The organism is Pseudomonas typographi (assembly GCF_014694385.1).
GTDB classification, from domain to species: domain Bacteria; phylum Pseudomonadota; class Gammaproteobacteria; order Pseudomonadales; family Pseudomonadaceae; genus Aquipseudomonas; species Aquipseudomonas typographi.
Genome location: NZ_JAAOCA010000005.1, coordinates 193,416 through 208,504 on the forward strand (window position 1 = coordinate 193,416; position 15,089 = coordinate 208,504).

At 65.5% G+C, this 15,089-nt stretch carries 14 protein-coding genes; 2 read left to right on the forward strand and 12 right to left on the reverse strand.

Annotation, left to right across the window (positions count from 1 at the left end; translation table 11 throughout):
• Positions 1 to 312: 312 nt before the first annotated feature.
• Entirely contained in the window at positions 313 to 3,807 is a 3,495-nt protein-coding gene (rne, locus tag HAQ05_RS05580; protein ID WP_190418254.1) for a ribonuclease E, read from the forward strand.
• Positions 3,808 to 3,925: 118 nt separating this feature from the next.
• Here rne and HAQ05_RS05585 read toward each other — a convergent pair whose 3' ends face one another.
• The 10 genes from HAQ05_RS05585 to HAQ05_RS05630 all read right to left on the reverse strand — a co-directional run bounded on the left by HAQ05_RS05585 (position 3,926) and on the right by HAQ05_RS05630 (position 12,398).
• Entirely contained in the window at positions 3,926 to 4,501 is a 576-nt protein-coding gene (locus HAQ05_RS05585; protein ID WP_194719561.1) for an NTP transferase domain-containing protein, read from the reverse strand.
• Positions 4,498 to 5,439: an XdhC family protein gene (locus HAQ05_RS05590; RefSeq protein WP_190418256.1), complete on the reverse strand. Its 942-nt coding sequence runs from the start codon at positions 5,437 to 5,439 to the stop codon at positions 4,498 to 4,500. Before HAQ05_RS05590 ends, HAQ05_RS05585 begins: the two co-directional genes overlap by 4 nt.
• A gap of 144 nt (positions 5,440 to 5,583) precedes the next feature.
• Positions 5,584 to 6,603, reverse strand: a complete 1,020-nt coding sequence (gene murB / locus HAQ05_RS05595) for a UDP-N-acetylmuramate dehydrogenase (RefSeq protein WP_190418258.1) — start codon at positions 6,601 to 6,603, stop codon at positions 5,584 to 5,586.
• On the reverse strand, positions 6,600 to 7,064 hold the full coding sequence (locus tag HAQ05_RS05600; protein ID WP_190418260.1) for a low molecular weight protein-tyrosine-phosphatase: 465 nt from the start codon (positions 7,062 to 7,064) through the stop codon (positions 6,600 to 6,602). Before HAQ05_RS05600 ends, murB begins: the two co-directional genes overlap by 4 nt.
• Positions 7,064 to 7,828 (reverse strand): 3-deoxy-manno-octulosonate cytidylyltransferase, encoded by a 765-nt coding sequence (gene kdsB / locus HAQ05_RS05605; RefSeq protein WP_190418262.1) that lies wholly within the window; start codon positions 7,826 to 7,828, stop codon positions 7,064 to 7,066. The genes HAQ05_RS05600 and kdsB overlap by 1 nt, the downstream gene beginning before the upstream one ends.
• Complete coding sequence (locus HAQ05_RS05610) at positions 7,825 to 8,010, reverse strand: Trm112 family protein (protein WP_190418263.1); 186 nt, start codon at positions 8,008 to 8,010, stop codon at positions 7,825 to 7,827. Before HAQ05_RS05610 ends, kdsB begins: the two co-directional genes overlap by 4 nt.
• A gap of 16 nt (positions 8,011 to 8,026) precedes the next feature.
• Positions 8,027 to 9,043 carry a tetraacyldisaccharide 4'-kinase gene (lpxK, locus tag HAQ05_RS05615; RefSeq protein WP_190418264.1) on the reverse strand — a complete coding sequence of 339 codons (1,017 nt, stop codon included), beginning with the start codon at positions 9,041 to 9,043 and terminating at the stop codon, positions 8,027 to 8,029.
• Positions 9,043 to 9,468, reverse strand: a complete 426-nt coding sequence (locus HAQ05_RS05620) for a biopolymer transporter ExbD (RefSeq protein ID WP_190418265.1) — start codon at positions 9,466 to 9,468, stop codon at positions 9,043 to 9,045. Before HAQ05_RS05620 ends, lpxK begins: the two co-directional genes overlap by 1 nt.
• On the reverse strand, positions 9,465 to 10,100 hold the full coding sequence (locus tag HAQ05_RS05625; protein WP_190418266.1) for a MotA/TolQ/ExbB proton channel family protein: 636 nt from the start codon (positions 10,098 to 10,100) through the stop codon (positions 9,465 to 9,467). The genes HAQ05_RS05620 and HAQ05_RS05625 overlap by 4 nt, the downstream gene beginning before the upstream one ends.
• A 75-nt stretch (positions 10,101 to 10,175) precedes the next feature.
• Positions 10,176 to 12,398: a DNA internalization-related competence protein ComEC/Rec2 gene (locus HAQ05_RS05630; protein ID WP_190418267.1), complete on the reverse strand. Its 2,223-nt coding sequence runs from the start codon at positions 12,396 to 12,398 to the stop codon at positions 10,176 to 10,178.
• Positions 12,399 to 12,543: 145 nt separating this feature from the next.
• Here HAQ05_RS05630 and HAQ05_RS05635 point away from each other — a divergent pair, with 145 nt between their 5' ends.
• Positions 12,544 to 13,071, forward strand: coding sequence for a DUF2062 domain-containing protein (locus tag HAQ05_RS05635; RefSeq protein WP_190418268.1), 528 nt, complete (start codon positions 12,544 to 12,546; stop codon positions 13,069 to 13,071).
• 6 nt (positions 13,072 to 13,077) lie between these two features.
• On the opposite strand, the gene HAQ05_RS05640 is transcribed toward HAQ05_RS05635, so the two are convergent.
• Both HAQ05_RS05640 and HAQ05_RS05645 read right to left on the reverse strand, forming a co-directional pair.
• A complete protein-coding gene (locus HAQ05_RS05640) occupies positions 13,078 to 13,854 on the reverse strand; it encodes an ABC transporter permease (RefSeq protein WP_190418269.1) in 777 nt (258 codons plus the stop codon).
• Positions 13,851 to 14,783: an ABC transporter ATP-binding protein gene (locus HAQ05_RS05645; RefSeq protein ID WP_190418270.1), complete on the reverse strand. Its 933-nt coding sequence runs from the start codon at positions 14,781 to 14,783 to the stop codon at positions 13,851 to 13,853. Before HAQ05_RS05645 ends, HAQ05_RS05640 begins: the two co-directional genes overlap by 4 nt.
• Positions 14,784 to 15,089: the final 306 nt, after the last annotated feature.

Sequence of the window (15,089 nt, forward strand, 5' to 3'; positions counted from 1 at the left end):
ACGTGTAGGGTGGAGATGCACAAGCGAGGGGCCGTGTAGCACGCGCCCCGCCATGAAGCGGCCAAGGGCCCTCTGGCGGCGCAGCAAGCGACCAGACACCCCGGTGTCCACGCCACCATCGTTTGATTCCTCCTCCTGGCTGAGTGCTTTTTGCCAAACACAGAAAGCAGGACGCGTCGAAGTGAAAACGGCCCCGTTGGCCGCTTTCTACCGTGTGGGAGCGCAACTTGCTCCCGACGCACCTGACACCGACCGTGAGAAGTCGTGTGTGCCGAACGCCGTTTCCGGCAGCCCGGAAACCGACGGTACTACATGAAAAGAATGCTTATTAACGCAACTCAACCCGAAGAGTTGCGTGTTGCCCTGGTAGATGGCCAGCGCCTTTACGACCTGGACATCGAGTCCGGGGCACGCGAACAGAAAAAGGCCAATATCTACAAAGGCCGTATCACGCGCATCGAGCCGAGCCTCGAAGCGGCGTTCGTCGACTTCGGCTCCGACCGCCACGGCTTCCTGCCGCTCAAGGAAATCTCCCGCGAGTACTTCAAGAAGGCACCCGAAGGCCGGGTGAACATCAAGGAAGTGCTCAGCGAGGGCCAGGAAGTCATCGTCCAGGTCGAGAAAGAAGAGCGCGGCAACAAGGGCGCGGCCCTGACCACGTTCATCAGCCTGGCTGGCCGCTACCTGGTACTGATGCCCAACAACCCGCGTGCTGGCGGCATCTCACGGCGCATCGAGGGCGAAGAGCGCAATGAGTTGCGCGAAGCCCTCAACGGCTTGCAGGCACCGGCCGACATGGGCCTGATCGTGCGCACAGCGGGCCTGGGCCGCAGCAGCCAAGAAATGCAGTGGGACCTCGACTACCTGCTGCAGCTGTGGAACGCCATCAAGGACGCCTCCCAAGGTCGCGCCGCGCCTTTCCTGATCTACCAGGAAAGCAACGTTATCATCCGGGCGATCCGCGACTACCTGCGCCAGGACATCGGCGAGGTGCTGATCGACAGCATCGAAGCCCAGGAAGAAGCCCTGACCTTCATCCGCCAAGTGATGCCGCAGTACGCTAGCAAGGTCAAACTCTACGAAGACAGCGTACCGCTGTTCAACCGTTTCCAAATCGAAAGCCAGATCGAAACCGCCTTTCAGCGCGTGGTCGAGTTGCCATCCGGCGGCTCGATCGTGATCGACCCCACCGAGGCGTTGGTGTCCATAGACATCAACTCGGCGCGTGCCACCAAGGGCAGCGATATCGAGGAAACCGCGCTGCAGACCAACCTCGAAGCCGCCGAAGAGATCGCCCGGCAACTGCGCCTGCGCGATATCGGCGGGTTGATCGTGATCGATTTCATCGACATGACGCCGGCCAAGAACCAACGCGCGGTCGAAGAAAAAGTGCGCGAATGCCTGGAAGCCGACCGCGCTCGCGTGCAGGTCGGGCGCATTTCCCGTTTCGGCTTGCTCGAAATGTCGCGCCAGCGCCTGCGCCCATCCCTGGGCGAAAGCAGCGGCATCGTCTGCCCACGTTGCAGCGGTACCGGCATCATTCGTGACGTCGAGTCGCTATCGCTGGCTATCCTGCGGTTGATCGAAGAAGAGGCCCTGAAAGACCGCACCGCTGAAGTACGGGCCTTGGTGCCGATCCCGGTGGCAGCGTTTTTGCTGAACGAAAAACGCAATTCCATTACCAAGATCGAACTGCGCACCCGCGCTCGCATCATTATCCTGCCGAACGACCACCTGGAAACCCCGCATTTCGAAGTCCAGCGCCTACGCGATGACAACCCGGACGTGCTGGGCAGCCGTTCGAGCTACGAAATCACCGCGGCGGAAACCGAAGAGCCGCAACCGGTCGCCGCTACCCGCACCCTGGTCCGCCAGGAAGCCGCCGTTAAAACAGCACCACCACGTGGCAATGCCCCTCTGCCCAGTGAGCCTGAAGCGGCCCCTGCACCGGTAGCCAGCGCCGCACCGGCCACCGCCGCCAGCAGCGCTACCGAGCCTAGCCTGTTCAAGGGCCTGGTGAAGTCGCTGGTCAGCCTGTTCGCCGCCAAGGAAACACCGGCCCACCCGGCCGTGGTCGAAAAGCCCGCCGCGGAAAAACCTGCGCGCAACGAAGAGCGCCGCCACGGCCGCCAGCAAAGCCGTAACCGCAACCACCGCCGAGATGAAGACCGCAAGCCGCGGGAAGAGCGTGCCCCACGCGAAGAACGCGCACCCCGCGAAGACCGCGCCCCACGCGAAGAACGCGTGCCCCGTGAAGAACGCGCCCCACGCGAAGAACGCGCACCCCGGGAAGAACGTACCCCACGCGAAGAACGCGCACCCCGTGAAGAACGCGCACCCCGTGAAGAACGCGCGCCCCGGGAAGAGCGCCAGGCCCGTGACGAAGCAACCCCCGTTGCGATAGCGCGCGAAGAGCGTGCCCCGCGCAACAATCGAGACGAGCGCCCACGCCGCACCCGCGATGACCGCCCACGCGAATTGCGCGAGCCGTTGGACGGCCCAAGCCCGCAGGCCGCTGCCGCGGTAGTGGCGCCAGGCGAGCCCGTGGCCGAAGAGCGTGCACCGCGTGAAGAACGAGTACTGCGCGAACACACGCCACAGGAAGAGCGTGCACCGCGCGAAGAACGCCCCGCGCGCGCGCCCCGCGAAGAGGCTCGTGGCGAAGCGCCCGCCACGGTAGACGAAGAGCAACTGGCCGAGGACAACCTCGACCAAGATCAAGACCAAGACGGCCATGAGGGCGAACGCCCACGTCGCAGGTCCCGCGGCCAGCGCCGCCGTAGCAACCGCCGTGAACGCCAGCGCGAAGCCAATATCGACGGTGTAGACGGCGAGAAGCCCAGCAGCCCTGACACGGACGACGACAACCGCCCCGCAGGCGCCGAGCCAGTAGCCCCCGTGGTGGCCGCCGCTGCCGGCGCGATCAGCGTCGCCGCCGAAGCGCAAGCCAACGCCGAAGCCGAGCGCGCCAACGCCAGCAACGAAGAAACCACGGGCGACAGCACCGTGCCGGTAGCGGCTGCGGAGCCTACGCCGGAATTGGCTGCGCCGGAAATCGTCGCCACGCCGGTAGAACAGGCGGCCACGGTGCTGGAGGCCGCCGCGCAGCCCGAGCAGCCGCCCCGCGAGGACACCGCCCCAGAGCCGCTACCGGGCCATGCAGAAGCGTTCGAGCCAACACCGGCTATCGAGCAACCGGCCCCACCACAACCGACAACCGAGGCCAGCGCCGAACCCGCCGCACAACCGGAGGCCGCGGCGGTTACACCTGTCGCTACGCCCGAAGCCATAGCCGAAGCTACGCCAGTAACTGAACCCGTCGTTGAAGTGCTAGACCCCACCGCCGCCGTGCCGGCCCAGGCCATCGCAGCCGAGCAGCCTGCACCTGGCTTGCCTGCGGCAAGCAGCGGCCGCGCGCCGAATGACCCGCGTGAGGTGCGCCGGCGCAAGCGTGAAGCGGAGCTTGCCGCCGCCGCGGCCCGTGAAGCCGAGCAGGCCGCCCAACTGGCCGATGCCAAGGCGCTGGCCGAGGTACATGCACCGGTCGACACCGTGGTGCAGGCACCTGTCGAGTTCACCCCGCCGGCAGAGGCCGCCCCCGCGCCAGCCGATGAGCCACAGGCGCAGCCGCGCCCAGAGCCAGCCCCAGAGGCAGGCACCGAGGCACAGCCGGCTTCGGTTGAACCTGTACGGGCAGAAAGCGAGCAGTTACTGCTGATTGACGAAAACCTAAGAACCTCCGAGGAGGTCAAGGAACACGTCGAGAAGGCTGAAGCTGAGAACAAGGAGCACAAGCCCCTGGCTTGATGCCTCTGGCCAACCAAAAGCCCCGCGGTCGCAAGGCCTCGGGGCTTTTTATTGCCTGCGAGGGTTGGCGCCACAATGCAGCCGTTCACGCCATACCCGCCTGTGGCGCAAAAACCGCTCAGGCGCTTATCGGTACATCCACATCCAGGTAGATACCTTCGTCGCTCACCGGCACCGGCACCAGCACATCCGCGCGGAACAAACGCCGGGCGCCTTGATCACCGCACAGGCCCGCCAACACCCCGCCCCAGGCGCGGCCAAACCCTACCGGGTGGCCAAAACCCTGTGGCCCAGTAGCCACCGCAATCGTAGCCGGCGCCATGGCGCCGGCCACCGCGGCCACGGTAGCGGCCCGTAACCTGGGCATATCGCCCAACAGCACCAGCCAGCCATCGGCCTGGGAACGCTCGCGCACGCCAGCCGCCAACGAGTCGCCCAACCCAGGGGACTCCAGCACCAGCACGTCGAAGCCGTGGCGCTGCGCCAGGGCCTCGACGGCGAGCTTACCCGGGCGCGTGATCAATAACCGCTGCGCATCCAGTCCCTGGCAGGCTAACAACGCATGTTCGAGCATCGGCCGCACACTGCCGTCCGCGCCTGCGCAGGGCACCAGCAACTTGTCGATATCGGCCTGGGCCGCCGCCCGATAGCGGGAGCCGTTGCCGGCGGCCAATACCAGCACACAGGGTTTCATTGCACACCGTTCCTGACCGCAACGATTTGGGCCATCACCGACACGGCAATTTCCGCCGGGCTATGGCTACCGATCGGTAACCCAACCGGCCCGTGCAGGCGGGCGATGGCCTCAGCTCCCAGGCCCAGTTGCGCTAGGTTCTGCCGGCGTTTGTCGTTGTTGCGTTTCGAACCCAGGGCGCCGATATAGAACGCGGGGGATTCCAACGCCGTGAGCAAGGCCATGTCATCGAGCCGCGGGTCATGGGTCAGGGCAACGATCGCGGTGCGTTCGTCGGCAGCGATGGCCAGTACGGCGTCATCAGGCATGCCATTGACAAACCGCACCGGTTCGCCTTCCCAGCCCTGCCTGAATTCCGCGCGCGGGTCGCACACCAGCACGTCGAAATCGAGCATCTGCGCTAATGGCGCGACGCAACGCGACAACTGCCCGGCACCGATCAACAGCAGCCGCCAACGTGGCCCGTAGACCGCGCGCAAGCGCCGCTCATCGAACGCCAGCGCCTGCCCCGGCGCGGCCGGTGCCAATGCCACGGCGCCACTGGCGAAGTCGAGCTCACGCACCACAGTGCGTTGCGCCTGGCACTGCGCAAGCAGCGCCTGCACCCAGCCGGCATCAGCCACGGGCTCTTCGACCAAGCGCAGCGTACCGCCGCATGGCAAGCCAAACCGCGCCGCCTGTTCGCGGCTGACGCCATAGGTAATGAGGTTGACCCCCTTGCCCAGGCGGCCGTCGTGCAAACGGCTGATCAAATCGGCCTCGATGCAGCCGCCCGACGCAGACCCGCAAACCACGCCATCTTCGCGTAGCACCATCATCGCGCCGGGCTGGCGTGGCGCGCTACCCCAGGTTTGCGCCACGGTATAGAGCACGCAGCGGCGCCCTTCGAGGCACCAGTCAAGAAGGTTCTGCAACACCTGCAGGTCGACGCTGCCCATCAGCGCCCACCCGCCAGGCAGAGCGTAAACGTGTTCATCAGTTGGGTCCCGCAACGCAAGGCACGGGGCACGGTGGCCGGTGCGGTGTAGTGATATTAGCCGGTGAAATACCACACCGTGTGACCCGCCTCCACGTACAAGGGTTCAGAGCAGGTTCGGCTCTATCTCAAGGCTCACGCCAAAACGCGCCTGGATATCAGCCTGAATCCGCCGGGCCAGGGCCAGCACCTGCTCGCCCGTGGCGCCGCCATAATTGACCAACACCAAGGCTTGGTCAGCATGCACCCCGGCGGCACCGTCGCGCACGCCGCGCCAACCGGCCTGGTCGATCAGCCAACCGGCGGCAAGCTTGGCAAACCCCTCCCCGGCCGGATAGCTCACCAGGCCCGGGAAACGCTGGCGCAGCGCATCGGCTTGGGCCTGGGGCAACACCGGGTTCTTGAAAAAGCTGCCAGCGTTGCCAAGCACCGCAGGGTCCGGCAGCTTCTCCCGACGAATGGCGCAGATCGCCTGGCTAACCTGCGACGCGCTGGGCTGTTCGATACCTTCAGCCGCCAGGCGCTGGCGCACCGGGCCGTAATCCAGGTGCAGCGGCGCGTGCCGGCCCAAGGCAAAGCGTACCCGTAAGATCACCCAACGCCCTGGCTCTTGCTTGAAGCGGCTATCGCGGTAGCCAAAGGCGCAGCCTTGGGCGCCCCATTCGTGGATTTCGCCGCTGTGGCGGTCCAAGGCGCTGAGGCCGGCAAACACGTCTTTGACTTCAATGCCATAGGCCCCCACGTTCTGTATGGGTGCAGCGCCCACCGTCCCCGGGATAAGGCTCAGGTTCTCAAGGCCCACCAAACCTTGCGCCAACGACCACTGCACGAACGGGTGCCACGGCTCGCCGGCCTCAGCTTCGACCAGCACCTGCTCGCCGGCCTCACGCAGAATGCGCTTGCCTTGGCTGGCCATGCGGATCACCAGCCCGGGGAGGTCGGCCGTGAGCAACAGGTTGCTGCCCCCACCGATGATCTGCACCGGCCAAGCACGCTCGGCGGCCAAGGCCAAGGCTTGGCGCAATTCGGCGTCGCTGTGCACGGCGGTGAAATACTCAGCCCGCGCCTGGATGCCGAACGTATTGAACGGTTGCAGCGAAACCGCTTCGCGCACGGCCAGGGTCATGGCTGCCCGCCCAGCTCGGCGACCAGCTGATCGCAGCCAGCCTCGATCAGCGCCAGCACCTGTTCGAAGCCCTGGCTACCGCCGTAATAAGGGTCTGGCACATCGTCCACAGGGCCGCCGGTATAGCGCAGGAACAGCGCAACGGGCGTTTGGTTCGCCGTGGGGCGCAAGCGCTCCAGTTGGGCGAGGTTGGCATGGTCCATGGCCAGGATCAGGTCATAGTGGTCAAAATCCGCTGCCTTGACCTGCTGGGCGCGCTGGCCAGCCAACTCATAGCCTCGCTGGCGCGCCGCCACCTGGGTACGGGTATCGGGCGCCTTGCCCACATGCCAGTCGCCGGTACCGGCCGAAGCCACCTGCACCCGCTGGCCCAAACCGGCCTTTGCCAGCTTCTGGCGCATCACCCCCTCGGCGGTGGGCGAGCGGCAGATGTTACCCAGGCAGACGAACAAGATACGCATCAAGCCTCCAGGATGCGACGAACGCGTTCGAGGTCTTCAGGGGTATCCACCCCAGTCGGCGGCGCGATCAGTGCGTCGCCGACATGGATGCGCACGCCTTGCCACAGTGCGCGCAGTTGCTCCAGCGATTCCACCTGCTCCAGCCAGCAAGGGCCCCAGGCGACGAAATCATGGAGAAAACCCGCCCGATAGGCGTAGATCCCAATATGGCGGCGGTACGGCACCCCCGCGGGCAACACCCCCGGCTGGGTAGCCAGCGCGTTGCGCGCCCAGGGCAAGGTTGCACGGCTGAAGGTGAGTGCGAGTCCGGTTTTGTCGGTCACCACCTTGACGATGTTGGGGTTGAACAACGCCGCGGCTTCTTCGATCGGTTCGGCCAACGTGGCCATGCGCGCGTGGGGGTTGGCGGCCAGGTTAGCGGCCACTTGGTCGATGATCTGCGGTGGCACCAATGGCTCGTCGCCCTGCACATTGACCACGATCGCCTCGGGCGGCAGCGCCAGCGCGATGGCCACTTCCGCCAGCCGATCGGTGCCGGACTCATGATCAGTACGCGTCAGCAGCGCTTCGGCGCCGAAGCCCTGGCAGGCCTGAACGATACGCACATCGTCGGTGGCCACCACCACCCGGGCCGCGCCGCTTTGCCGCGCCCGCTCCCATACCCATTGCACCATGGGCTTACCGGCGATCAGTTGCAGCGGCTTGCCGGGCAGGCGGGTGGACGCGAAGCGCGCAGGGATAACAACAGTAAAGGCAGGCGTCATTTCTCCAGGCGCTCGTCATCGGTGAGGGTGCGGGCTTCGCTCTCAAGCATCACCGGAATACCCTCGCGGATCGGGTAGGCCAAGCCTGCGCCCTTGCTGATCAGCTCGGTTTTGTCTTCGCTGAGCTTGAGCGGGCCCTTGGTGATCGGGCAGGCGAGGATATCGAGTAGTTTGGTGTCCATGGGAAGTCCCTGCGGGTTATGGCCGGCGCGCCACGCGAGAAGGCAGCATGGCCGCCAGCCGCGTGTCGAGCCAAGCCTGGAAAGCTTGGGAGGGTTGCGCATCCACCGCCAGGTACCACCAGCTTGGCTGGGCGAAGGCGCGGCACTTGACCGCGTCTTTTTCGGTCATGACCAACGGCAGCGGCGGCTCGAAAGCCAGGGCGGCAGCGCTGAAGGTGGCGTGGTCGGCGAAGGCGTGCTCTACCGGGCGCCAGTTTAACCCTTCGAGGGTGGCGAAGAAACGCCGTGGGTTGCCGATCCCGGCCACCGCGTGCAGCGCTTGGCCGGGCGGGAAATAATCGAGGCCATGGCGCTCACCGGTGGCCAGGTTCACCAATGCCTTTGGTTGCAGGGTAAAACCGTAGCCGCCGCTGCGGTCTTCGGCGCTACCATTGAACAGCACTGCATCCACACTGGCCAAGCGCTCGGCTGGTTCGCGCAAGGGGCCGGCCGGCAGGCAGCGGCGGTTGCCAAGGCCACGGGCTGCATCGACCAACACCAGTTCCAGGTCGCGCGCCAGGCGGTAATGCTGCAAGCCGTCGTCGCACAGCACCACATCCAGCGCTTCGGCGGCCAGCAGGGCCTGGACCGCCCGCGCACGGTCGGGGTCGATCATCATCGGCACGCCGCTGCGCTGCACAATCAACAGCGGCTCGTCACCGGCCTGTTGCGCGGCATCGCTGGGCGTTACCCGCCACGGCAGGCGTGGCGGCCGGGCGCCATAACCACGGCTGACCACCCCCACACGCAACCCCTGTGCCCGGCAGTGCTCGATCAGCCACAAGATCATCGGCGTTTTGCCGGTGCCACCTACCGTGATGTTACCCACTACGATCACCAAGCACGGCGCGCGGTAGGCCGGGGCCTTGCCGCTGAGGTAACCGGCGCGTTTGCGCTGCGCCACCTGGCGGTAGAGCGCTTCTAAGGGCGCCAGCAGGCCCAGTGCCGGGTGGCCCTCATACCAGGCGCGCAACAGGCGGTCAGCCAGCCCCATCAGTGGCCTTGAGCTTCGACGGTGGTAATCGACAGCCGGCTAAAGCCCAACTGGCCAGCCGCATCCATGGCGGTGATCACCGCTTGGTGCGGGGTTTTGCCATCGGCGCTGATGGCCATCGGTAGCGTGGTATTACCGCCGGCCTCGGCCTGGATCGCCCCCATCAAAGTGTCTAGGTCGCTTTTCGGCAGCCTCTTGTTGTTCACCGCATATTCGCCGTCGGCGTTGATGGCGATATCGATGTGCTTCACGTCGGGCTCTTGCGGGGCACCGCTGACCGCTTGGGGTAATTCGATGCGCAGTTGGGTTTCGCGGGTGAAGGTGGTGGTGACCACGAAGAACAACAGCAGCACGAAGACGATGTCGATCAGCGAAGCCAGGTTGATATCGATCTGCTCACGCGGGCGACGACGGCGGAACTTCACGCGGCCACCCCAGCCAGGTCGACGTCACGATCGCCCTGCACCACCTCGACCAGCTTGATTGCCTCCTGCTCCATGCTCACCACCAGTTCATCGACCCGGCGCAACAGGAAGCGGTGGAAAAACACCGCCGGGATGCCGACCATCAGCCCCGAGGCCGTGGTGATCAGCGCCTTGGAAATACCGCCGGCCAGCACTGAAGCATTGGCCGACATGCCACTGGAGGTGAACGCGCTGAAGATGTCGATCATGCCCAGTACCGTGCCCAGCAGGCCCAGCAGCGGGGCCATCGCGGCGATGCTGCCCAGGGTGCTGATATAGCGCTCCAATTCGTGGATCACCCGCGAGGCCGCCTCTTCGATGCACTCTTTCATGATTTCGCGGCCATGGCGGGAATTGGCCAAGCCCGCGGCGAGGATTTCACCGAGCGGCGAGTTGGCGCGCAATTCCTTTAGGCGCTCTTTGTTCAGTTGCTTGTCTTTGATCCAGCGCCACACCTGGCCCACCAAGTGGTTGGGCGCTACGCGGCTGGCGCGCAAGGTCCATAGGCGCTCCACGGTGATAGCGAATGCCGCGATCGAGCTTAGAATGATTGGCAGCATCATCCAACCGCCGGCTTTGACCAGTTCCCACACAGTGAACGCCCCCCTCGAAAATGCTCGCCACTCTATCACAGCGGGCCGGGTGAACCGAACGCGGCGGCGCTCACATCAGCGCAGCCGCCAAAAGCGCCGTTGCTCACGCAGCCCACGCACGCGGTCATAACTGCCCAAGTGCAGCTGCAGCGCGCCGTGCAAGGCCGTGTCGTGGATACGCAGCCCGCGCGCCTGATAACGGGCCAACACCTCGGCATGGGGGTGGCCAAAACGGTTGCCGGTGCCGCGCGGCACCAGCACGCCGGTGGGCTGCAAGTGGTCGAGCAACGCTGCGCTGGAAGAGGTGCGGCTGCCGTGATGGGGCGCCTGTAGCCAGTCGGCGCGCCACGCCGGGCGCTCGGCGACCAACGCGCGTTCGGCGGCCGCGTCGATGTCGCCGGCCAGCAGCAGGCGCTCGCCGCCCGCTTCGATCAACAACACGCAGGAGGCTGGGTTGCTTTCCCGTGCGTCGGCCCAGCGCCACTGAGAAAAGCGCACGCCATCCCAGGCCCAGGCATGGCCACTCTCACACGGCTGTAACCGCCACTGGGGCGGCAGGTGTTGCGGGTCGCCGGCTACCCGGCGCGCCACCGGCACACTGGCCAGCACCGTGGCGGCGCCCCCATAGTGGTCCAGGTGGGCGTGGCTGATCACCAGCGTATCCAGCGCGCCGACGCCCAGCGCACGCAAGCTGGGCAGCACCACTTGGCGCCCAGCGTTGCGCTCGCCACTGCCCGGGCCGGTGTCGTAAAGCAGTGCATGCTGGCGGGTGCGCACCAACACCGCCAGGCCCTGGCCCACATCGAGCTGCCATACCTGTGCCTGGCCGTGCGCCACCTGCGGCGCTGGTGCCCACACCAGCAAAGCGAAGGGCGCCATACCCAGCCAGCGCCCTGGCAGCCCTGCCGGGGCGAGCAGCAACACGCTGCCCGCCGCGATGGCCGGCCAAGCCCAGGCGGGGGGCGCGGGCACATACAGCGCCGGCGAAACCGCCGCCAGCGCACCGAGCACCCTGAACAGCCCCGCCAACGACACCCCCACGGCCCACAGCAGCCACTCACCCACCGGCCCCAGCGCCAGCAACGCCGTGCCCAGCAGCGCCCAAGGCAACACCAACACGCCCACCCACGGCACCGCCAGCAGGTTCGCCAGCGGGCCGGTAGGGCTGACTGGCAAGCCCCACGCCACCAGCAACGGCATCAGCCCGATCGCCAGCACCCACTGCGGGCGCGACCAGGCTTGCCAGGGCTTCCAGCCGCCCAGCCGGCCACCCAACGCCAGCAGCAGCACGGCAACGGCCATGAACGATAACCAAAACCCTTGGCGCAGGCTGGCCAGCGGCTCGAACACCAACACCGCACACAGCGCCCCGAGTAACGGCTGGGCCAGCCCCAACCGGCGAAAGCGCAGGCGCCACAGCAGCACCACGAACAACATGGCGCAAGCCCGCTGCACCGGCACCGCGAAGCCGGCCAGGCAGCCATAACCCAACGCGCCGGCCATGGCCGCGGCACACGCCACCGGCAACCAGGGCCAGCGTAGCGGCCACAGGCCCAGCCGGGCCAAGCCTGCCACCGCGCCATACAGCAAGCCGGCGAACAGCCCGATATGCTGCCCGGAAATCACCAACAAATGCACGGTGCCGGTGTCTTGCAGCATTTGCCACTGCGCCACCGACAAGCCGCGGGTATCGCCGAGCACCAAGGCGGCAATCACCGCTTCGTAGCCGAAGGCATCGACCTGGCGCAAACGCTCGCCCAGCGCGCCGCGCCAGCGGCCACTGGCGGCCTCGGCCAAACGGTGGCCATCCTTCACCGCCCCCACTGCGCCAATGCGTTGGGCCAGTAACCAGGCCTCATGGTCGAAGCCGCCCGGGTTGACCTGCCCCCGAGGGGCGCGCAGGGTAACGGCCAGGCGCCAGCGCTCGCCGCTGCGCACCTCGGGGCCAGCAAACCACGACAGCCGCAGTGAGGCTGGCAAGCGCGCGCGGCGCGCCTGTACGTGGTCCAGTTCGAAGCGCACGCTCTGCCCATCGTGGCGCGGCAGGCCTACCACACGCCCCTCCAGCCATAGGGTTTGCCCATCCAATGCGGGCGCCAGGCGGTCGTCCAGCGCACGCTGGGCGCTGAAACACGCCCAGCACAGCCCCAGCAAAAACAACCCGGGGGCCCACCAGCGCCGAGCCAGGCACAGCCCCGCCAGGCCCACGCCGAGCGCCAGCATCCACGCCGGTGGCAGCGCGGGCAACCCGCACAGCGCCAGTAGCCCAGCCGCCAACGCAGCCATCCTCAACACCATTGCCGTTCATCCTTGAACCCTGGGACCGCTGTGGTGTTTAGCCCAAGGTGGCGGGGCGCGCTTTAAATAATTGTCACAAAAAGCACAGGGCAATGCTGCCACAGCGGGGCATACTGCCGGCCGACCTGCCGCCTGTGTAAACACCATGGCCCGCCGCCTGTTACGCCGCTACTTCCCTGCCCCGGCTGCGCTACGCGCGCATCGCTCACTGCGTTTTCTCGGCCCGCTGCTCGAACGGCCCAGCCTGTGGCACCTTAACCGCCGCGCAGTGGCCCGGGGCACCTGTATCGGCCTGTTCGCAGCCTTGTTGCCGCTGCCCATGCAAATGCTGCTGGCCGCCACGCTCGCCGTGCCGGCGCGCGCCAACCTGCCCATCGCCGTAGGCCTTGTGTGGTTGACCAACCCACTGACCATGCCCGCGGTGTTCTATTGCACATACAAGCTGGGCGCCTGGCTGTTGGGCGTGCCCCCCCGGCAGCTCCCCCAAGGTGTGACGTGGGAATGGCTCAGCAACCAACTGGCAACGATGTGGCAACCTTTTTTGTTGGGCTCGGTGGCCAGCGCCACGGTGCTGGCGCTGGCCGGGTACTACGCCACGCTGGGGTTCTGGCGTTGGCGGGTGGGGCGGCAATGGCGGCGCCGGCATAAACCGCCGCCGCCGTCACGAGCCTGAAGGGGGTTACGAGCGCATACCCCGGCCGCTGACCAGCAAGCGGGCGCAGAACACATACAGCACCACCGCAGCCACCAGCATGAAGCTGATCGCCACACCGATACGGATGTCCGATACACCCAAGATGCCATAGCGGAACGAGTTGACCATGTGCAATACCGGGTTGGCCAACGACAGCGTTTGCCAGATCGGCGGCAGCAGGTTGATCGAATAGAACACCCCACCCAGGTAGGTCAGGGGCGTAAGCACGAAGGTCGGGATAATCGAGATATCATCGAAATTGCGCGCGAATACGGCGTTGACGAAGCCCAGCAGCGAGAAGATGGTGGCCGTGAGCAGTACCACCAACACCGTGATGCCCAGGTGGTGCACCTGCAGGTCGGTGAAAAACAGCGACAGCAGCGACACGATCAACCCCACCGCCAAGCCACGCAGCACGCCGCCCAGGGCATAGCCGATAAGAATGGTGTGAGGGGACACCGGCGAGACCATCAGTTCTTCGATCGAGCGCTGGAACTTCGCACCGAAGAAACTCGACACCACGTTGCCATACGAGTTGGTGATCACCGACATCATGATCAGCCCGGGCACGATGTACTGCATGTAGGTGAACCCGCCCATGCCACCGATCTGCCGGCCAATCAGGTTTCCAAAGATCACGAAGTACAACACCATGGTGATCGCCGGCGGCAGTAGGGTTTGCGGCCAGATCCGCATGAAGCGGCGGATTTCACGGTAGACGATGGTCTGCAGCGCCACCAGGTTGGCGGAAAACTCGCTCATAAAGCTATCCTCGCCAGGTTTCTTTCCACCAGTGCCACGAACAGTTCCTCCAGGCGGTTGGTTTTGTTGCGCAGGCTGGCCACTTCGATGTTCTGTAAAGCCAGTTGCCCAAACAGGCTGGTAATACCGGCCTCTTTGTCGACCTGTACCTCAAGGGTGTGGGCGTCTACCAGGCGGCACGGGTAGCCGTTAAGCACCGGGGGCGCTTGTAGGTCTTGGCGAAGGTCGAGCAGGAAGGTTTCGACGTTAAGCTTACCGAGCAGCTGGCGCATGCTAGTGTTCTCAACGATGGTGCCACGGTCGATGATACCGATATGGCGGCACAGCTGTTCGGCCTCTTCCAGGTAGTGGGTGGTGAGGATGATCGTGGTGCCCTGGCGATTGAGCTCGGTCAAAAACGTCCACATCGAGCGGCGCAGCTCGATATCAACGCCTGCGGTGGGCTCATCGAGAATCAACAAGCGCGGCTCATGCACCAACGCGCGAGCGATCATCAAGCGCCGCTTCATACCGCCGGAGAGTGAGCGCGAAGGGGTATCGCGCTTGTCCCATAGGCCCAATTGGGTCAGGTACCGTTCGGCCCGCTCCTTGGCCTGCTTCACCGGGATACCGTAGTAACCGGCTTGGGTCACGACGATGTCGAAGGTTTTTTCGAACTGGTTGAAGTTGAATTCTTGCGGCACCACACCGATGCAGCGTTTAAGTTGCGCGCTCTGGCGGTCCAGGTCATGGCCGAACACACTTACGCTGCCGCCGGTTTTATTGACTAAGGTGGAGAGCACGCCAATGGTGGTGGACTTGCCGGCACCGTTGGGGCCGAGCAAGGCGAAGAAATCGCCTTCGGCCACGTCCAGGTCGATGCCCTTCAGGGCTTGGAAACCGTTACCGTAGGTTTTGGCAAGCTGCCGGATGGACAGGGCTGAGGTCATGTCAGGCTTCACTTGTTGTTCGCTTTAAAGCAATTCGTTGCCCGGAGATGGGGGCGAATGTCACCTTTGCAACGTTTGCGCCTTATTAATGTTCCGGGGGTTCGGTAAATAAGTACAGCCAAGGCGATTGATAGTCACTATCGATGCGGCACGGCCAGAGCGCAGGGCGCGTCGCTTCCGGGTATTTCCGGCGCCCATGCCATGCTTCGAGGCGTGGCGCGGCCAGGCGTTCGATTGGTATTTCATACCCTGTACGTGCCAAGCCACTGCGTGGCGGCGGGGCCGTTTAGCCCGCCGCGTTGGCAC